18 protein-coding genes are annotated in these 17,407 nt (G+C 64.7%); 9 read left to right on the plus strand and 9 right to left on the minus strand.

All coding sequences use genetic code 11. The annotated features are described in order from the left end of the window. The first annotated feature begins 2 nt into the window (after positions 1-2). The 7 genes from CAG11_RS13335 (at position 3) to CAG11_RS13365 (ending at position 7,280) form a co-directional block, all read left to right on the plus strand. Positions 3-1,220, plus strand: a complete 1,218-nt coding sequence (locus tag CAG11_RS13335; protein WP_085596711.1) for a glycosyltransferase family 4 protein — start codon at positions 3-5, stop codon at positions 1,218-1,220. After that, a complete protein-coding gene (locus CAG11_RS13340) occupies positions 1,211-2,311 on the plus strand; it encodes a glycosyltransferase family 1 protein (protein ID WP_085596712.1) in 1,101 nt (366 codons plus the stop codon). The genes CAG11_RS13335 and CAG11_RS13340 overlap by 10 nt, the downstream gene beginning before the upstream one ends. Next, positions 2,311-3,729: an O-antigen ligase gene (locus CAG11_RS13345; RefSeq protein ID WP_085596713.1), complete on the plus strand. Its 1,419-nt coding sequence runs from the start codon at positions 2,311-2,313 to the stop codon at positions 3,727-3,729. The genes CAG11_RS13340 and CAG11_RS13345 overlap by 1 nt, the downstream gene beginning before the upstream one ends. After that, positions 3,726-4,547: an acyltransferase gene (locus CAG11_RS13350; protein ID WP_085596714.1), complete on the plus strand. Its 822-nt coding sequence runs from the start codon at positions 3,726-3,728 to the stop codon at positions 4,545-4,547. Before CAG11_RS13345 ends, CAG11_RS13350 begins: the two co-directional genes overlap by 4 nt. A 10-nt stretch (positions 4,548-4,557) precedes the next feature. Further along, positions 4,558-5,973 carry a lipid II flippase MurJ gene (locus CAG11_RS13355; protein WP_085596715.1) on the plus strand — a complete coding sequence of 472 codons (1,416 nt, stop codon included), beginning with the start codon at positions 4,558-4,560 and terminating at the stop codon, positions 5,971-5,973. A 13-nt stretch (positions 5,974-5,986) separates the two neighbouring features. After that, on the plus strand, positions 5,987-6,937 hold the full coding sequence (locus CAG11_RS13360) for a glycosyltransferase family 2 protein (RefSeq protein WP_085596716.1): 951 nt from the start codon (positions 5,987-5,989) through the stop codon (positions 6,935-6,937). 103 nt (positions 6,938-7,040) lie between these two features. After that, positions 7,041-7,280 (plus strand): hypothetical protein, encoded by a 240-nt coding sequence (locus tag CAG11_RS13365; protein ID WP_085596717.1) that lies wholly within the window; start codon positions 7,041-7,043, stop codon positions 7,278-7,280. A 41-nt stretch (positions 7,281-7,321) separates the two neighbouring features. On the opposite strand, the gene glp is transcribed toward CAG11_RS13365, so the two are convergent. Both glp and moaB read right to left on the minus strand, forming a co-directional pair. Then, on the minus strand, positions 7,322-8,509 hold the full coding sequence (gene glp, locus CAG11_RS13370; protein ID WP_177409128.1) for a gephyrin-like molybdotransferase Glp: 1,188 nt from the start codon (positions 8,507-8,509) through the stop codon (positions 7,322-7,324). Between the two features lie 22 nt (positions 8,510-8,531). Further along, positions 8,532-9,071 carry a molybdenum cofactor biosynthesis protein B gene (gene moaB / locus CAG11_RS13375; protein WP_085596719.1) on the minus strand — a complete coding sequence of 180 codons (540 nt, stop codon included), beginning with the start codon at positions 9,069-9,071 and terminating at the stop codon, positions 8,532-8,534. Between the two features lie 246 nt (positions 9,072-9,317). Here moaB and CAG11_RS13380 point away from each other — a divergent pair, with 246 nt between their 5' ends. Then, positions 9,318-9,539 carry a YgdI/YgdR family lipoprotein gene (locus CAG11_RS13380; RefSeq protein WP_022640016.1) on the plus strand — a complete coding sequence of 74 codons (222 nt, stop codon included), beginning with the start codon at positions 9,318-9,320 and terminating at the stop codon, positions 9,537-9,539. A 72-nt stretch (positions 9,540-9,611) separates the two neighbouring features. Here the strand turns inward: CAG11_RS13380 and CAG11_RS13385 are convergent, their stop codons facing one another. From CAG11_RS13385 to CAG11_RS13410, 6 genes are all read right to left on the minus strand, one after another. Continuing rightward, complete coding sequence (locus CAG11_RS13385; RefSeq protein WP_031320243.1) at positions 9,612-10,502, minus strand: pseudouridine synthase; 891 nt, start codon at positions 10,500-10,502, stop codon at positions 9,612-9,614. 78 nt (positions 10,503-10,580) lie between these two features. After that, the gene (locus tag CAG11_RS13390; protein ID WP_022640018.1) at positions 10,581-10,901 is read right to left on the minus strand and encodes a hypothetical protein; all 321 of its coding nucleotides are present in this window, start codon (positions 10,899-10,901) and stop codon (positions 10,581-10,583) included. A gap of 40 nt (positions 10,902-10,941) precedes the next feature. Further along, positions 10,942-11,379, minus strand: coding sequence for a S24 family peptidase (locus CAG11_RS13395; RefSeq protein WP_085596720.1), 438 nt, complete (start codon positions 11,377-11,379; stop codon positions 10,942-10,944). A 106-nt stretch (positions 11,380-11,485) separates the two neighbouring features. Then, positions 11,486-11,722 (minus strand): glutaredoxin family protein, encoded by a 237-nt coding sequence (locus CAG11_RS13400; RefSeq protein ID WP_053133091.1) that lies wholly within the window; start codon positions 11,720-11,722, stop codon positions 11,486-11,488. Positions 11,723-11,792: 70 nt separating this feature from the next. Continuing rightward, a complete protein-coding gene (locus CAG11_RS13405) occupies positions 11,793-12,764 on the minus strand; it encodes an acyltransferase family protein (protein WP_085596721.1) in 972 nt (323 codons plus the stop codon). 36 nt (positions 12,765-12,800) lie between these two features. Next, the gene (locus tag CAG11_RS13410) at positions 12,801-13,895 is read right to left on the minus strand and encodes an acyltransferase (protein ID WP_085596722.1); all 1,095 of its coding nucleotides are present in this window, start codon (positions 13,893-13,895) and stop codon (positions 12,801-12,803) included. A 254-nt stretch (positions 13,896-14,149) separates the two neighbouring features. Here CAG11_RS13410 and CAG11_RS13415 point away from each other — a divergent pair, with 254 nt between their 5' ends. Further along, positions 14,150-16,105 (plus strand): monovalent cation:proton antiporter family protein, encoded by a 1,956-nt coding sequence (locus CAG11_RS13415; protein ID WP_022640024.1) that lies wholly within the window; start codon positions 14,150-14,152, stop codon positions 16,103-16,105. 59 nt (positions 16,106-16,164) lie between these two features. Here CAG11_RS13415 and CAG11_RS13420 read toward each other — a convergent pair whose 3' ends face one another. Continuing rightward, on the minus strand, positions 16,165-17,373 hold the full coding sequence (locus CAG11_RS13420; RefSeq protein WP_085596723.1) for an ammonium transporter: 1,209 nt from the start codon (positions 17,371-17,373) through the stop codon (positions 16,165-16,167). Positions 17,374-17,407 lie beyond the last annotated feature (34 nt).

Here is a 17,407-nt window from a genome sequence, read left to right on the forward strand (position 1 = left end):
CCATGAAGATTCTCTGGACCCTGCCCTACCTGCCCTGGCCAGCCACCAGCGGCGGCAAGACCCGGCAATACCATCTGCTGCGAGCCCTGGCCGCCCGTGGGCACCGCATTACCCTGCTGGTGCAATCCAAGACGCCTTTGGACGAAGCCTCGCGCGCCGCCCTGGAACCCTGGCTGGACCGCCTGATCGTGCTGCCGCGCCGCCCCCTGCGCAGCCTCAAGACCCTGCTGGCGGTGCTGTTCGCGCCGTACCCGATGCTGGCCACGATCAATGGCCTGGCCGAGCCGCTGCAACAGCGTTTCCGGCAATTGCTGGAGGAGCCCTGGGACGTGGTGCAGATCGAGCACAGCTACAGCTTCCAACCCTTCGAGCAACCACTGCGCGAGCGCGGACAAGACTTCATCCTCACCGAGCACAATGTCGAGTCGGCCCTCGGAGCCGCCAGCTACGACCGCCTGCCAGCCTGGTCCAAGCCCTTCACCCTGTATGACCAGTGGCGCTACCGGCGCTGGGAAACCCGGGTATTCCGGCAGGCGGCCCGGGTCGTGGCCGTGACCGAACAGGATGCCGTGACCCTGGCCCGCCTCAGCGGCAAGCCGGCGCCGGTGGTGGTCAACGGCGTCGACTGCGGACACTACGCCTCGGTGCAGCCGGACTTTTCCAGCCAGCGGCTGTTGTTCATCGGCAACTACGAATACAGCCCCAACCTGGATGCCGTGGAATGGGCCCTGGACAATATCCTGCCGCAGCTGTGGGCCCTCAACCCGGACGTACGTTTCGCCATCTGCGGTTATGCACTGCCGGACAGCTTCCGCCAACGCTGGACCGACCCGCGCATCGAATGGCAAGGCTTCGTTCCCGACTTGCGCGACCTGCAACGACGCTCGACGCTGTTCTTCGCCCCGCTACGCCAGGGCGGAGGTTCCAAGCTCAAGGTCCTCGAAGCCATGGCCGCCGGCTTGCCGGTGGTCACCACGGCCCAGGGCTGCTCGGGCCTGCAGGTGGAAAACGGCGAGCACTACCTGGGCGGCGAAGACTCCGCGACCCTGGTGCAGATCCTCGCCCAGGCGCTGGCCGACCCCGAGCGCCTGCGTCGCGTCGGCGCGGCCGGAAGGGCCTACGTCCTGGCCAAGCATGACTGGAGCGCCGCTGCCGCCCAGCTCGAAGCGGCCTATCACCAACTCCCCTCTGTCAAGGAAGAAGTCTCCGTATGCGCATAGGCCTGGATTACCGCCCCGCCGCGGGTTACAGCAATACCGGGATTGGCCGGCAGAACCTGGCGCTGGAAGAAGCCCTGCGCGCCAATCCGCAGGTCAGCCTGCAGTTGTTCGGGGTGGCCCCGGAAGATCATCCGCTACGTCGCCGGGTGCACTGCCCGCGCTGGGGATCGGCGCTGCAAGGCATCCACCGGTTGCCCGGACGGCTGCGCTTCGAAGGCGGCTTTCTACCGGGCGCCCTGCGCGAGGCGGGGGTCGAGGTCTACATCTGCAACTTCAACATGGGCCTGCCGCTGGGCAAGAAACCCCAGGGCTTGCGCTATGTGCTGCAACTGCACGACCTGTTCCAACTGACCCTGAGCAACAGCCATGGCTCGCGCCTCAAGGAGCGCTTCTACCGCCAGAGCGACAAGCTCTCCATCGGCTATTCGGTGAAGCAGGCGGACCGCATCTGGACGCCCTCGCAGTACACCGCCGATGAGTTGGTCAAGCTGTTCCCCGCCGCCCGGGACAAGGTCCGGGTCCTGCCCAACCTGGTGGCCGGCTTCAGCGGCGAGCCGGCCGACATCAGCGAACTGCAACTTCCCGAGCGCTACTGGCTGGTAGTGGGCACTCGCGAACCACGCAAGAACATTCCCTGGTTCGTCGCCGCCTGGCAGGCCGCACGCCAGCAATCGGCCAAAGTCCCGGAATTGCTGCTGATCGGCGCCCCCGAGCATCTGCCCAGCGAACTACGGGCCCTGCACGGCCTGCATTTCCTCAGCGACATCAGCGACAGCCAACTGCACGCTGTCTACCGCCAGGCCCTGCGCCTGTGGCAGCCCTCCTATGCCGAGGGGTTCGGCTTGCCGGTGATCGAGGCGCTGAGCGTCGGCACCCCGGTGGCAGTGGCCTCGGGCTCGGCCCTGGATGAAATCACCCCGGCCGGCAGCCCGCGCTTCTCGCCCACCGACAGTGCCGCGCTGGGCCAGTTGATGGTGCAGTTGGCCGACTCTCCCAAGGAAGATCCGGCGGCGCTCCAGGCCTGGGCCGCCGGTTATGCCGAAGGCGCTTATCGCCAGCGCCTGGATGAACTGCTCGAGGAGCTCAAGTAATGCCCATCGCCCTGCCGCTGGCGCTGATCTTCAGCCTGGTTTTCGGCGTGCTGATCTGGCTGCTGCCGCCCTTGAAGGTACTGGTGCTGATGGTCGCCATCGCCGCGGCCGTGACCGTGGTCCGCCAACCTTTGCGCGGGCTGCTGCTGTTCGCCGTGCTGGCCACCTTCCTGCCCTATTCGACGGTGCAGATCGGACTGCGCACCACGGTCTCCGAGGCGCTGCTGCTGTTGGTCTGGGTCAGCGTCCTGACCCAGAACCTGTTCTCCAACCTGCCGCGCCCGCCCCGGCTGCTGCGCACCGAGAAGCTGTTGCTGGCGCTGATGGCCTTCAGCGCCCTGCCCTTCATCATCGGCCAGTTGACGGTCGACGCCGTGGGCAACGGGCCGGTGAACTGGGTGCGCTGGCTGCTCAACCTATCGGCACTGTTCCTGGTGCCGCGCCTCTTGCAGGAGCAACGAGCCCGGGAGCAACTGGTCTGCGGACTGTTGCTGGGGACGTTGATGCTCCTGCTGCTGTCGATCAGCGTATTCCTCAAGAGCGGCACCGCCACCGCCATGACCCCGATCCTGGAAAGACTCGGCTACGGCGGCATCGCCGTGCTGGGCGACAGCCTCAGCGCCCTGGCCAACCGCATGGGCTCGCCCTGGATGCACCCCAACGTCACTGGCGGCGCCATGGCGCTGATCCTGCCGCTGGCCTTCTGCTTCGGCCTGACCCGCAGCGGCTGGGAACGCCGCCTGGGGCTGGGCGTGGCCTTGCTGGGCGCGGTCGGCCTGTTGCTCTCAGGCTCGCGTGGCGCCCTGCTCAGCCTGTTGGTGGTACTGATCTGGATGGCCCGCCAGCGGGTGCCCTACACCGGACGCATGCTCATGGGCGGGTTCGTCCTGGGCGCCCTGCTGATGATGTCCTACCCGCCCCTGCAGGATCGCCTGCTGACCCTGTTCACCTCCAACGATGCCAGTACCAGCGTGCGGGTCGACGAGTACACGCACTTCCCCGAGGCCATGGCGATGTTCCCCTTCGGCATCGGCTTCAAGGTCGATCCGCCGGTGCCTGGCACTGGCCTGTGGGGGATTTCCAACCTGTGGTTGAACTACATCTACAAGATCGGCGTGCCGGGCATGCTGCTGTTCGTCGCGGTGATCTGGAGCTGGTGGCGGGAAACCCGGGCCCCTGGCCTGCAAACCCGCCTGACCCGGGACAATGCGCTGTGGCTGGGCAGCGGCGCAGGCCTGAGCGCGGCGCTGATCAGCGGCCTGTTCGACCACTATTTCAGCTTCACCCAGGTCTTGGCCGCCCTGTTCTGGCTGCTGCTGGGCCTCAACCTGCATGAAGCCAGGCGCCTGCGGCTCAAGGCCCTGGCCGCGGCGCCAGGCAATGCTCCAGAATCTTCTAGCTCAGGAATCCATTCATGAAACATCGCCTCTTTCACTCGCAGAACCTGAAACAGGCACTGCCCGAATATGCGCAGAAAATGGGCGTCAGCCTCGAGGAACTGGAAGCGGCCTATCAGTGGATGCTGGAAAACGACGTGATTTTCGAGCAGCCGCTCAAGGGCAACATCCTCACGTATGTCAGCTACCTGAACATCGAGTCGAAGATCGAACCGCCCCTGCCTCGGCGCTTCTATGCCCTGCTGGGTCGCGAAGTCAAAGGCGCGCTGATCCCCATGTACGGCATCAACTGGCCGACCCTGCGCGATCGCATGCTGCGCACCTGGGAGCAGATGTACAACATCCTGATCTGCAAGATCCCCAGCCACACCCTGCGCCTGCTCTGGCTGCGCATGGGCGGGGCGAAGATCGGCAAGGGCTCCACGGTATGGCGCAACACAGAGGTACTGGGTATCGACAGCCTGCGCATCGGCCAGGACAGTACCGTGGCCTGGCACTGCCAGCTCGATGCCCGGGGTGGCTTGATCATCGGCGATCACGTGACCATCGCTTCCCATGTGCTGATCATCGCCGGCGGCCACGACCTCAAGGAGCCTGAGTTCTGGGCGGTCGGCGGACCGATCTATATCCATGACTACGCCTGGATCGCCAGTCGCGCCCTGCTGTCCTACGGCGCTGATATCGGCGAGGGCGCGGTGGTCGGAGGCCAATCGGTGGTGTCCAAGCCGGTACCGCCCTATGCCATCGTCAGCGGCCCGGATGCCGCGATCAAGGGTGAACGTTGCCGTAACCTCAACTACAAAGTGGGCGGCAAAGGCCTGTTCACTTTGTTCCACTGAAACGCCCGGCATGTTCGGCGCAACGCTGTGGCTGACCCTGGCCACCCTGACCGGCCTGGCTGCGGGTTTCGCCCGGGAGTGGCTGTTGGTGGCCGCCTGGGGGGCGGGCGGCCAGAGCGATGGTTTCCTGGTGGCGATGTTCCTGCCCGAGGCCCTGCGCATGGCCCTGGCCGCCGGCCTGCTCAGCGCCGCGGCCCTGCCGCTGTACCAGCAACGCTCGGCCACGCAGCAGCAGGCCTGGCTCGCCGCCCTGGCTCCGCGCCTGTTGCTCTGCGGCTTGTTGCTGGGCGGCATACTGAGCCTCGGCGCGCCGCTGTGGGTACGCCTGGTGGGCCCAGGCCTTTCCCATGACGGCTACGCCCTGGCCAGCGGTGGCCTGCACTGGCTCGCCTGGTGCGCGCCTGGGTTCATCCTCCACAGCCTGTTCTGCGTGCCCTTGCAGGCTCGTTCGCGCTTTGTCCTGGCAGGGCTGGGCTCGTTGTTGTTCAACCTGCCGCCAGTGCTCTACCTGGCCAGCCTGCATCATGCCGCCAGCCCCACCGGCCTGGCGGCCGCTTGTGTCCTGGGCAGCGTGCTGATGCCCAGCGTGCTGCTGCCCAGCCTGCTGCGCGAGGGCTGGCGCCCCTGGCGCATCCAGGGCGCGCCCGGGGCCGGCCGCGAGTTGCTGCAGCGCATCGGGCCGTTGCTGAGCAGCAACCTGGCCAGCCAGGGCCTGGCGTTGCTGGAACGCATGGCCGCCTCGTTGCTGGGCGAGGGTGCGGTCACCTGGATCAACCTGGCGCGCAAGCTGATCAACCTGCCGCTGATCGCCCTGATGAGCCTCAACCAGGTGCTGCTGGGCCTGATGAGCGGCAGCTCCGGTGAACAACGGCTGGATCTGTTGCGCAAGGGGCTGAGCAGCGCCAGCCTGCTGACCATCCCGGCGGTGGTGGGGCTGATCGGCGCCGCGGCGGCCCTGGTGCATCTGCTGTTGCCTGCCCAGGCAGCGGACAGCCCCTTGCCGAACCTGCTGGCCTGGTTCTCGGTGCCACTACTGTTCGGTGCCTGGAACGCCCTGCTGGCGCGTTATGCCTACGCTGCGGGAGATACCCGCATGCCGCTCAATTGCGAACTGGCCGGCAGCCTGCTCAATGCCTTGCTGCTAGCTGCGCTTCCCTACTTCCTGGGGCTGGTGGGCATCGCCCTGGCGGCCATCTGTGGAGTGGTGCTCACCGCCCTGCTGCTGATGCGCCGCCAGCAGTTGCTGGGCCTGCTGCCCTGGCGCAGCCACTGGTCGATCGGCATCGGTGGCATGCTGCTGGCGGCGCTGTTCCTGCATCCGCTGACCTCGATCATCTGGCAACTGGCCCTGAGCAGTGCCTGCGGGTTGCTATTGTTGCTGGGACTCGCCGCCTGGCTGCGCCCCTGGCGCCAGAACCTGACCTGAACCGGAGGCAACTATGTCGGCACTGCGCGTGGCCTGTGTAATCCCCACCTACAACGGTTGCCGGGACCTGGCCCGGTTGCTGGATTCCCTGGCCATCCAGAGCGCCGTCTTCGATACCCTGATCGTCGATTCCAGTTCCAGCGACGGTACTTATGAACTGGCCGTGTCGCGTTGCCCCAACGTGTTGCGCATCGATAGCCGCGACTTCAATCACGGTGGCACCCGGCAACTGATGGTTGAGCGCAATGCCGACTACGACGTCTATGTGTTCATGACCCAGGACGCCTACCTCGCCGATGCCGAGGGCATCGCCAGGATCGTCGCGCCCTTCGCCGATGGACAAGTGGGAGCCGTGTGCGGGCGCCAACTGCCGCACCTGGATGCCAGCCCCCTGGCCACCCATGCGCGGCTGTTCAACTACCCTCCCACGTCCCAGGTGAAGAGCCTGGCCGATGTGCCGGCGCTGGGCATCAAGACCGCCTTCATGTCCAACTCGTTCTCGGCCTATCGTCGCGAGGCGCTGATGCAAGTGGGCGGTTTTCCCAACCACGTGATCCTGTCCGAGGACATGTACGTCGGCGCCAAGATGCTCCTGGCCGGCTGGAAGGTCGTCTATGAAGGCACAGCCTGTTGCCGTCACTCCCACAACTACAGCCTCAGGGAAGAGTTTCGCCGCTATTTCGACATCGGTGTGTTCCACGCCCGGGAGCCCTGGATCCGCCAGGCCTTCGGCGGCGCCGGCGGCGAGGGATTGCGCTACGTCAAATCCGAACTGGCGTTCCTCGGTCTCGGACGGCTGCTGCAATGGCCAGGCTCATTGCTGCGCAATGCACTGAAGCTGTTCGCCTACAAGCTCAGCCAGCAGGAACGCTACCTGCCCCTGGGCCTGAAGAAGCGCCTGGGCATGTACCGCCGTTACTGGGACGGCCCCAACGCTCGCCCACAGCCAGGGCCGCGGCAGTAACTTTTCTGACTTTAGAAAGAGAATCCCCCGAATTGACCCTCCAGCACCGATCAGTGACTGTGGTCGTCAGGCACTGACGCCTCAAACAGGGAAGTACAAGGTCATGAATGACAAGGGGTTGTATCCACGAGCGCATTCGACGCTCAACCGCATCAAAGACAACGCCTGGCTATCCAGCCCCTCAAGCCAGGAGTTCCGCGAACCGCGCCCGCCTCAGTCCCGCCTATCGTCATTGCTCAAGCGCCTGGGTCGACTGGCATTGGCCGCAGCCCTGCTGGCGGGTCTGGTGACCTGGGGTCTTCACAGCCGTTTCGGCCTGTTGCTGCTGTTACTGCTGCGTTGAACGCATCGGAGCCGTCCCAACACCGGGCCGGCTCCGCAGGTTCAATCCAGCAGCTCGCTCAGGGGAATGAAAGCGACCTGGTCACCTTCGACCAGGGTCCTCCCTTCGAGCACCTCCACCAGACCTTCGGCCCACGCCGCGCTACGCAGGACCCCTGAACTCTGGTTGCGATAGATGATCGCTCGGCCATCCTCGAGCCGCCCCCGCAAGTACTCACGCCGATTGCCCGGCTGAGGCCAGGCAAAGCCGGCCGCCACCTGGAAACGCAGCGGTTGGATACTTTGCACACCCAGGCGCCGCAGCAGGTAGGGACGAGCCAACAGGGCGAAGGTCACCAGGGTCGATGCCGGGTTGCCAGGCAAGCCAATCACCGGCACACCCCGAAAATGCCCGAAGGTCAGGGGCTTGCCCGGCTTGATCGCCAGCTTCCACAACGCCAGCTCGCCCGCCTCGCGCAGGGCCAGGCCGAGGAAGTCCGCCTCCCCTACCGAGACACCGCCGGTGGACAAGATCAGATCGACGTCCTTGAGCTCTGCCAAGCGTTCGCGGGTCGCAGCCAGGTCGTCAGGCAGGATCCCGGCGTCCAGCACTTCGCAGCCCAGGCGCTGCAGCCAGCTGCACAACAGGACCCGGTTGCTGTTGTAGATCTGCCCGGGCCCCAGGGGTTGGCCCGGCTCCAGCAGTTCGTCGCCGGTGGACAGCACCGCCACCCGCACACGGCGAATCACGTCCAGCTCGGCACATCCCAAGGAAGCGGCCAGCCCTTGTTCGATAGGCCCCAGGCGAGTACCCGCAGCGAGGATCTGCTCACCAATGGTGGTTTCCTGGCCCTGTGGACGGATGTTCTGCCCGACTTTCAGCGGCTCGGTGAAACGCACCCGTTGATCGTCCTGGACCTCGGTGTTTTCCTGCATCTGGACACAATCCGCGCCGGCCGGCACTGGGGCCCCGGTGAAGATCCGCGCGCATGTTCCCGGTTGCAGCGGCTCCGGGACCTGGCCGGCGAAGATCTTCTGGCTGACCGGCAGGGGCTCGCCTTTCCAATCCTCCAGGCGCAGGGCATAACCATCCATGGCGCTATTGGGCCAGGGCGGCAGGTCCAGGCTGGATACCAGGGGCTCGGCCAGCACCCGCCCCTGGGTCGCCGCCAGGGGCAAACGCTCGCGCTCGCGGATCGGCGTCGCCTCGGCCATCGCCAGCAGGCGCTCCAGCGCCTCCTCCACAGGCATCAGGGCACCGAGCTTGCCCGGCTTAGCCACGGGATTCACAGGATGCCGCCTGTTTCAGGTGAGGAACGAAATTGCAGGGACGGTGCCGCGAGTCCAGCTGTTCGGCAAGAATGCCATCCCAACCGGTGCGCACTGCGTTGGTGGAACCAGGCAGGCAGCAGACCAGCGTGCCATTGGCCAGGCCGGCCAGCGCTCGCGACTGCACGGTGGAGGTGCCGATGTCCGCCACGGAGATCTGCCGGAACAGCTCGCCAAAACCATCGACCTGCTTGTCCAGCAGGCACGCCACCGCTTCTGGAGTGCTATCGCGCCCCGTGAAACCGGTACCGCCGGTGATCAGCACTACCTGTACCTGGTCATCGGCGATCCAGGTGGCGACCTGGGCGCGGATCTTGTACAGGTCGTCCTTGAGCAGGACCCGCGCCGCCAGGTGGTGACCGGCAGTACCCAGGCGCTCGACGAAAAGCTGGCCGGAGGTATCGGTGTCCAGGGTGCGGGTATCGCTGACGGTCAAGACCGCTATATTCAGCGGGGCAAAAGGTACATCAGCCTTGGCTTTCATAGGCTCGATCCAGTGATGGGGAAACAGGCCGGTGTTATATCACAGGCCTCCGCTCCGCCGCCGTGCATCCGGCAATGCCTCGAGGGTCGGTTCATTCGGGAACAATCAGGCACAATGAGCGGCGCACATCAGCGAACGCCTGCGATCGTCCCGCCAACGTGGCAGAATGTCCCTGGCCAAGGAACTTGCAGACGTTGTATACGTCTGAAGACCAGCACTCATAAGTACTCATTTCGGAGACATACAATGACTCAACGGACCCTCGCCACTTTCATGCTCGCATTGGGCCTGGCCACTCTCGCCGGTTGCGCATCGCCGACAGTGATCACCCTGAATGATGGTCGCGAAATCCAGGCCGTGGATACCCCTAAGTTCGACAGTGATTCCGGCTTCTACGAGTTCGAACAACTGGACGGCAAGCGCACTCGCATCAACAAGGATCAGGTACGTACCGTCAAGGAGCTGTAAGCCTGGCGACTGCCGACCTGAAAACGCTAAAACCCGCCTGGTGCGGGTTTTAGCGTTTCTACGTCTCGAGATTTACCAGTCGAGGCGGATACCACTCTCGAACTCACGCTCCTGGCCAGTCAGCGGATCGATGAAGCGCAAGCCCTGGGCCAGCAGCTTCAACGGCTTGGCAGGGTCATCCTCAGCGTCCTTGAGCACCTGGGGATAGAAAGGATCATTGCAGATCGCCGCGCCCAGCGCGCTCATGTGCACGCGCAACTGATGCTTCTTGCCCGTCACCGGATACAGCCCGTAACGCCAAAGGTCACCATGCTTTTCCCGGACTTCCACCAGGGTCTCGGTGTTGCTCACACCTGGGACCTCCTGCATGCGGAAGAAGGGTTCGCCGTCCACCAGCCGGCTCTTGTGCAAAAGCGGGAAGACCAGCTCGGGCAAGGCCCCGGCAATGGCTTCATAGCGCTTCTCGATCTGCCGGGTGGGAAACAGCGCCTGATAGGCCGAGCGACTACCCGGGTTGGCGGAAAACAGCACCAGCCCAGCGGTGTGCCGGTCAATACGATGCAGGGGCACCAGGTGCGGATTGTCAAAGCGACGGATCAACCGCCGCAGCAAGGTCTGCTCGACATACTCGCCCGCCGGGGTCACCGGCAGGAAATGCGGCTTGTCCGCCACCACCAGGTGCTCGTCGGCATACAGCACCGTCTCCTGCACCGGAATCACCTTTTCGTTCGGTACCTCGCGAAAATAGTGAATCAGCAAACCTTCACGATAGGCCAGCTCCACAGCGATGGGCTGGCCTTGTCCGTCCAGCACCCGCCCCCGGGCAAACCGGTCCAGCCATTGCTCGCGACTGATGGCCTTGAAGTGATCGCACAGGCAATCCAGCACGGTCGCCCAGGGGCCTGGAGGCAGGTACAAAGTGCTGGCCTGATGCTGTGCCGCAGAAAAACTCACGCAAGACATACAAAAACTCGAGGGATCGATCCAAGCCGGCATTATCCAACAGCGATCCCCGGCAGCCTAGGAAGAGTTTGCCCGCCTTCAGGCACAGGACTGCCTGGCCTGGGCCGCCGCCTCGGTGAACTCCTTGAGCCAGCGCAAGACGTCTACCGCTTCCCAGCGAGCCGGATCGTAAAGGGCATACAACAGCCCCTGGTACCCGACGACGTCCAACTGGCGGTGATAGCCCGCACGCTGGAACAGGGCCTCTATTTCGGCGAAACAGGTGTTGAAATGCAGCTTGTTGAAAGGCGTCTTGCCCTCGGTGACCAGACCATCCAGGCGCAGCTCATGCACCGCCTCGCGCAGCACGTCTGGAGACATGTTGTTCACGCTGTTTTTCAGTTGTTCGACATTGACCATCATTTATTCCTTTGAAGGTTCGAAGCCTGCGCCACATCCATCAGGGCTGCTTGTGCCCAACGTAGCTGACGACCCAAAGCACCACGCCCCAGATCTCGATCGAGCCCAGGTCGTCCAGGGCAATGGAAGGGATCGACGGACGCGCTGCCTTGAGCAGCAGGCCGCCACGGGGATCGGGTGCCAGCAGGCGCAGCGAATACTCGCTGCAGCCGTGGGGACGCACCACCAGGTATTGGTCCACCACCGGGGTGGCGGAACGATCGACGACCAGGCGATCCCCGGGATACATGCCAAACCCCAGGAGGTTGTCATCGTCCACCAGCAGGCCGTGGATCTGAGGGGCCCCCAGGCCCAGGGTCCGGTCCAGTGAGAAACCGCTGCCGATGGGGCCAGGGGCAGGCTCGCTGTCGCCCAACTCCATGAGACGGGTTGGCAACGGTTGCGAACGTTCGATACCGGTCAGGAAAGTGAGAGACATGGCGAGATTCCTCGTTGACTGTATATGCATACAGTAACCGAATCGATGGATCTCGCCAACGAATTCCAGGCAAGGGCGACAGGCGGAAACTGCGCGACGCCAGTTTTCAGCGCAGGAAGGCCACCACCTGTTCGGCGTCGAACGGCCAGCCCAGCTCGGCGCCATTGTCTGCCCGGCGCAGCACCGGGATACGCAGGCCGTAGGCTTCGAACAGCTCCTGGCTGTCGGCGATGTCCACCAACTCGACCATCAGGCCGTGCTCCACCAGCGGCATCAGCTCGGCCTCGGCCAGTTCGCACAAATGGCAGCCAAGGGTGCCGAACAATTGGCATTCAGGAGGCATGGGGATCGACCATTGAAATGAGGAACGGGCGCTCATTGTAGGGCCTGGATGAAAACAGCGTCGAGCCGCCCTAGAGAATGAAGCGCACCCGGCGGCTGGCCAGGATCAGCAGCGGTGCCACGGCAAAGGCCAGCACCAACACCAGCAGCGTCATCTGGTTGCCATAGGCCATGCCCGCCGCAAGCGCGCCATAGACGAACCAGGGGTGCACGTAATACACCGCCGAGGACAGCTTGGCCGGGAAGTTGCTGTGGCTGGCCCGGAAGTAAGCCTGGGGCAGCAGGAACAGCGCCGGGGTGATCACCAGCAGCGATGCGAGGAAATCGAAGTTCTGCTCGACGTCCGCCCGCAGCGCGAAATTCACTGCGGCCTCGCCCAGGATCAGCACCAACCCTAGCCCCAGCCAGCCCCACAGCAGCGGCCGGCCGATACGCTGCGCCAGTTCATGGCGGGCACAGAGGAAACCGATGGCCATGAACGGGAAACCCATGAACAGGAAATTGCGCGCCGTGTAGTCGTTCTGGTTGAAGTGCTGGAGAAAGGCGTTGGGCAGCTCGAAATAGACCCGCGCGTATTGCAGGCACAAGCCAGCCAGGAACGCCGCCAGGGCCAGGCCGATCAGTGCCGGCGAACGCCAGCGGCGCAACACCAAAAGGATCAGCCCGCCGCCCAGCATTCCCAGCAGGTACCAGAGGTGGAAGTAGCCGATCAGCAGCTTCTTCACCACCCCCAGTATCCCGCCGAGGCTGGCGATGGTCGCCGGATCGACGTACTGCGGGCTGTAGACCAGCATCCAGAACAGGTAGATCAGCAACCCACGCTTGAACCACTGGGCGAAGGAATGCCCCCCTTCCAGGGTCTGGTACAGGTAGTAGCCATTGATGATGAAGAAGGTCGGCACCGCCACCCGGAACAGGCCGTTGCACAACAGGTAGCCGACCCAGGTGTAATTGCCCCCCAGCAGCTTGCAGTGCAGCATCACCACCATTACCGCGAGCAGGACCTTGAGGGCGTCGAGATTTCCGTTGAGAACTTTCGGCATCGAATGGCTACCCGAGCAGGCAGGAGGATTCCCGGATTACACCGGATCGTAGTGTTTGCGCTTGCCGGCCGAACTGAAGCGACGCTTGCAGTAGGCCGTGGCCCGGTCGAGGATCGGCTTCTCGTAGAACTGATAGCCCACCCAGCCATAACAGACCACCGCCGTCATCATCAGCAGCAGGAACAGCAGGTTATCCACAGGGCTGCGGGGCCAGGCTCCGATCACCTGCCAGGCCCTGCCGATCACCCCCAGCACCAACAGGTGCGACAAGTAGATGGTGTAGGACATATCGCCGGTGGCCGTAAGAAAGGCCGGCATCCGGATCAACTGCCGCCGCTCCAACAGCGCCAGGGACAGCACCAGGGCGCCGAACGCCAGGCCCACCGCCAGCATCCTCGGCAAGCCTTCGGTGGTGAAGAGCCGGTAGCTGTAGATCAACGGGAACCCTACCAGCAGCACCGCCACCAGCGCGCCCCAAGCCAGCCAGGTGGGCACCCGGGCGCTGTACGGCCCATAGAAGAACAGGGCCAGGGCACTGCCGACGATGAATTCCAGGGCATAGGGATGCAGCATGATCTTCAGGGCCGGGGAATAGTCCTGCCAGTCCTGCAACAGGTTGAAGGCCACCAGCGCCCCCGCCCACAGCAGCAGGATCCACGGCAACCAGCGCTCCTTGAAGAACAGCAGCAGGGTGAACACCAGGTAGAACCACAACTCGAACAGCAGCGACCAGGCCACCATCACCAGCAGCACTCGGTCGTTGGGCAGCAGCAGGAACGACATCCACAGGTTCGAGCCGCCGTGGGAGCTGTTCACCAGCGCCGGCTGCCACAGGTACACCCCCAGGGTGATGAAGAAATACAGCCAGTAGGTGGGATAGATCCGCGACAAGCGGTTGAACAGGAAGCGCTGGGTCTCGACGCTTTTCTGGAAGCGCCCGCGGCTGACGATCACCATCACGAAACCGCTGATGACGAAGAACAGGTCGACCCCCAGCTGGAAGAAGTCCACGTACACCGGCAACAGGATGTCGCCCCCGGAATACTTGATCTCCACCGACATCATGTGGAACAGCACCACCCCCAGCACCGCGGCCCCACGCAACCCTTGCAGTGAATACAGACGCTCCATAAACCTCTCCGGCTCCCCACTGGCACGGCCCCTGTGGCACAGGCTGCCTGAACATCGCCCTGCGTCGCCCCCCGGCCACTTGCCGCCGGGCGCCACTCGCATCGACCGTTTCTGAGCATAGCGAAGGCTCGTGAAGATGGGACACTCTGGCGAAAGAATGACCTGGGTCAGCACGACTTCCTGCCGGCCGGGGGATCCTTCCGACCTTTTTGCCTCTAGGCTTTGCCTGGCCGCCCCTTGTCCGGAGATAACCGTTGTTCGCCAACCTGCTGATCATTCTCGCCTCCTCGCTGGTGGTCATCGCGCTGTTCCGGCGCCTGAGCCTGCCGCCGGTGCTGGGTTACCTGTCGGTCGGACTGATGGTCGGCCCCACCGCCCTGGACTGGGTCAACGACAGCGAGGACCTGCCGGACCTGGCCGAGCTGGGGGTGGTGTTCCTGCTGTTCTCCCTGGGGCTGGAATTTTCCCTGTCGAAGATGCTCGCCCTGCGTCGCGTGGTCTTCGGCCTCGGCAGCCTGCAAGTGTTGTGCACCGGCCTGGTGCTGGGTGGACTGCTGGCGCTGTTCGGCATGTCCTTGAGCTCGGCGCTGATGCTCGGCACCGGGCTGGCCCTGTCGTCCACCGCCATCGTCAGCAAGGAGCTGACCAGCCTGGGCGAGATATTCAGCAGCCACGGCCAGAATGCCATCGGCGTGCTGCTGTTCCAGGACGTGGTGGCCGTGCTGTTGCTGACCCTGGTCCCGGTGTTCGCCGGCAGCACCGACCAGGCCTGGTACTGGGCCCTGCCCGCGACCCTGGGCAAGACCGTGGTGCTGTTCGTCGGCCTGCTGCTGGCCAGTCGCTGGCTGCTGCCACGCCTGTTCCACGAGGTCGCCGCCTCCCACTCCGCCGAACTTTTCGTGCTGCTGGCCCTGGTGATCGTCCTGCTGACCGCCTGGCTCACTCACCTTTTGGGGCTGTCGCCGGCCCTGGGAGCCTTCCTGGCCGGCATGCTGCTGGGGGAAAGCCACTACCGGCACCAGATCGAAGCCGATATCCGGCCGTTTCGCGACATCCTGCTGGGGTTGTTCTTCGTCAGCATCGGCATGCTCATCGACCTGCAGCTGTTCATCGACCACAGCCTGCTGATCATCGGCCTGACCCTGGCCCTGCTGCTGGTCAAGGGCACGGTGGTCGCGGCCCTGCTCAAGTTGCGCGGCAGCGACGGCGAAACCGCCTGGCGCAGCGGCCTGGCCCTGGCCCAGGGCGGCGAATTCTGCTTCGCCCTGATGGCCCAGATGCAGCTGAGCCAGATGATCCCGTCCACGCTCAGCAGCCTGCTATTGGCCGCCACCTTCTGTTCGATGCTGCTGACGCCATTGCTGCTGCGCGCGGCCCCGGTGCTCACCGCGCGCTTGCACCGCAAGCCCAACCAGGCTGCGCAGCTGGAGGAAATCAGCGCGCAGAACGCGCAGTTGCAGGGCCACGTGCTGATCTGCGGTTATGGTCGGGTCGGCCAGTCCATCGGCCGTTTCCTGCGCCACGAACAACTGCGCTACATCGCCCTGGACGACGATCCCGTGCGGGTCCAGGAGGCCTCGGCGGCGGAAAGCTGCGTGCATTACGGTGACTGTCGGCGCGGCGACCTGCTGGCGGCGGTCGGCTTGGAGCGCGCGCGGCTGCTGGTGATCGCCGTGGACAAGACCGATATCGCCCTGACCGTGCTCAAGGCCGCCCGGCGCCTGGACGGCAACGTGCCGATCCTGGTGCGCACCCGGGACGACAGCCAGTTGGCGGAACTCAAGGCCGCCGGTGCCAACGAAGTGGTGCCCGAGCTGCTGGAGTCGAGCCTGATGCTCGCCTCCCATGCGCTGATCATGCTGGGCCTGCCCGAGCAGCGGGTGCAGCGCACAGTGGATGAAGTGCGCCAAAGCCGCTACCGGCTGCTCCACGGCTTCTACCATGGCGGACAAAGCGATACCCAGGACAACCACGAACCGCCTGCCGTACAGATGCACGCAGTGAACCTGGATGCCGATGCCCATGCCTGCGACCAGCCGCTGCAAGCCCTGGCCCTGGATCGCCTGGGAGTGGACATCCGCGCCGTGCAACGCCAGGGCCACGACCTGCCGCTAGGTCCGGGCCTGCGCCTGCAAGCGGGCGACCGGGTGCTGCTGTCCGGTCCGCAGAACGCCATCGAAGCTTGCGAGGCGCGCCTGCTGGGCGGTTGAGCTTGGTGCGCCGTGCCCCGGGTTGGCCCATGGTCAACCGGGGGGCGATGGCGACTCGCTCACTCCTGGTTGACCGCACCGATCTTGTGCAACGACAGGTCGGCACCGTAGTACTCCTGTTCCTGGCTCAGGCGCAGGCCGCAGGTGGCCTTGATCGCGCCATACACGGCGAAGCCTCCCAGCAGCGCCACCAGCACCCCGAGCCCGGTGCCGAGCAACTGGCTGGCCAGGCTCACGCCGCCCAACCCGCCCAGCGCCGCCTGGCCGAAGATCCCGCAGGCGATTCCGCCCCAGACCCCACACAAGCCATGCAGCGGCCACACTCCCAGCACATCGTCGATCTTCCATTTGCCCTGGGCGGCGATGAAACACCAGACGAACAGCGCCCCGGCAATGACCCCGGTGCACAACGCCCCCACCGGATGCATCAGGTCCGAACCGGCACAGACCGCCACCAGCCCCGCCAGCGGCCCGTTGTGCAGGAAGCCCGGGTCGTTGCGCCCGACGATCAACGCCGCCACTGTGCCGCCGACCATGGCCATCAGCGAGTTCACCGCCACCAGCCCGCTCAGGCCCTGCAGGGTCTGGGCGCTCATCACGTTGAAGCCGAACCAGCCGACGATGAGGATCCACGAGCCCAGCGCCAGGAAGGGAATGCTCGATGGCGCGAAGGCCACCAGCTTGCCGTCGCGATAGCGCCCATGGCGCGGCCCCAGCAACAACACCGCCGCCAGGGCCAGCCAGCCCCCCATGGCATGCACCACCACCGAACCGGCAAAATCGTGGAAACCGGCGCCAAAGCGTTGTTGCAGCCAGGCTTGCAGGCCATGGTTGCCGTTCCACACCACTCCTTCGAAGAACGGGTAGACGAACGCCACGATCAACACCGTGGCGCACAACTGCGGGACAAAACGCGCACGCTCGGCGATGCCGCCGGAGATAATCGCCGGGATCGCCGCGGCGAAGGTCAAGAGGAAGAAGAACTTCACCAGGCCGTAGCCATGGTCGGCACTGAGTGCCGCCGCCGGTTGCAGGAAGCTCACGCCGTAGGAGATCCAGTAGCCTATAAAGAAATAGGCCAGGGTCGAGACAGCGAAGTCGCTGAGGATCTTCGACAAGGCGTTGACCTGGTTCTTCTGCCTGACCGTCCCCACTTCGAGGAAGGCGAAACCGGCGTGCATGGCCAGGACCATGACCGCCCCGATCAGGATGAACAGCGTGTTGGAACCGTGGACCAGGGTGTCCACAGCGCTTTGCAGGTTTTCCATGGAGTGGGCAGATCCGCTAATGGCGGTCGGCTTG

This window comes from Pseudomonas sp. B6(2017), from assembly GCF_002112765.1.
GTDB classification, from domain to species: domain Bacteria; phylum Pseudomonadota; class Gammaproteobacteria; order Pseudomonadales; family Pseudomonadaceae; genus Aquipseudomonas; species Aquipseudomonas piscis.

What these genes read in the sequence shown, in the direction of transcription:
- moaB (WP_085596719.1), bottom strand. Translation starts at nt 9,071, where the DNA reads ATGAAAGCCAAGGCTGATGTACCTTTTGCCCCGCTGAATATAGCGGTC.
- CAG11_RS13355 (WP_085596715.1), top strand. Translation starts at nt 4,558, where the DNA reads ATGTTCGGCGCAACGCTGTGGCTGACCCTGGCCACCCTGACCGGCCTG.
- CAG11_RS13335 (WP_085596711.1), top strand. Translation starts at nt 3, where the DNA reads ATGAAGATTCTCTGGACCCTGCCCTACCTGCCCTGGCCAGCCACCAGC.
- CAG11_RS13405 (WP_085596721.1), bottom strand. Translation starts at nt 12,764, where the DNA reads ATGCCGAAAGTTCTCAACGGAAATCTCGACGCCCTCAAGGTCCTGCTC.
- CAG11_RS13345 (WP_085596713.1), top strand. Translation starts at nt 2,311, where the DNA reads ATGCCCATCGCCCTGCCGCTGGCGCTGATCTTCAGCCTGGTTTTCGGC.
- glp (WP_177409128.1), bottom strand. Translation starts at nt 8,509, where the DNA reads ATGCCTGTGGAGGAGGCGCTGGAGCGCCTGCTGGCGATGGCCGAGGCG.
- CAG11_RS13420 (WP_085596723.1), bottom strand. Translation starts at nt 17,373, where the DNA reads ATGGAAAACCTGCAAAGCGCTGTGGACACCCTGGTCCACGGTTCCAAC.
- CAG11_RS13385 (WP_031320243.1), bottom strand. Translation starts at nt 10,502, where the DNA reads ATGTCTTGCGTGAGTTTTTCTGCGGCACAGCATCAGGCCAGCACTTTG.
- CAG11_RS13395 (WP_085596720.1), bottom strand. Translation starts at nt 11,379, where the DNA reads ATGTCTCTCACTTTCCTGACCGGTATCGAACGTTCGCAACCGTTGCCA.
- CAG11_RS13360 (WP_085596716.1), top strand. Translation starts at nt 5,987, where the DNA reads ATGTCGGCACTGCGCGTGGCCTGTGTAATCCCCACCTACAACGGTTGC.
- CAG11_RS13390 (WP_022640018.1), bottom strand. Translation starts at nt 10,901, where the DNA reads ATGGTCAATGTCGAACAACTGAAAAACAGCGTGAACAACATGTCTCCA.
- CAG11_RS13350 (WP_085596714.1), top strand. Translation starts at nt 3,726, where the DNA reads ATGAAACATCGCCTCTTTCACTCGCAGAACCTGAAACAGGCACTGCCC.
- CAG11_RS13365 (WP_085596717.1), top strand. Translation starts at nt 7,041, where the DNA reads ATGAATGACAAGGGGTTGTATCCACGAGCGCATTCGACGCTCAACCGC.
- CAG11_RS13380 (WP_022640016.1), top strand. Translation starts at nt 9,318, where the DNA reads ATGACTCAACGGACCCTCGCCACTTTCATGCTCGCATTGGGCCTGGCC.
- CAG11_RS13400 (WP_053133091.1), bottom strand. Translation starts at nt 11,722, where the DNA reads ATGCCTCCTGAATGCCAATTGTTCGGCACCCTTGGCTGCCATTTGTGC.
- CAG11_RS13340 (WP_085596712.1), top strand. Translation starts at nt 1,211, where the DNA reads ATGCGCATAGGCCTGGATTACCGCCCCGCCGCGGGTTACAGCAATACC.
- CAG11_RS13410 (WP_085596722.1), bottom strand. Translation starts at nt 13,895, where the DNA reads ATGGAGCGTCTGTATTCACTGCAAGGGTTGCGTGGGGCCGCGGTGCTG.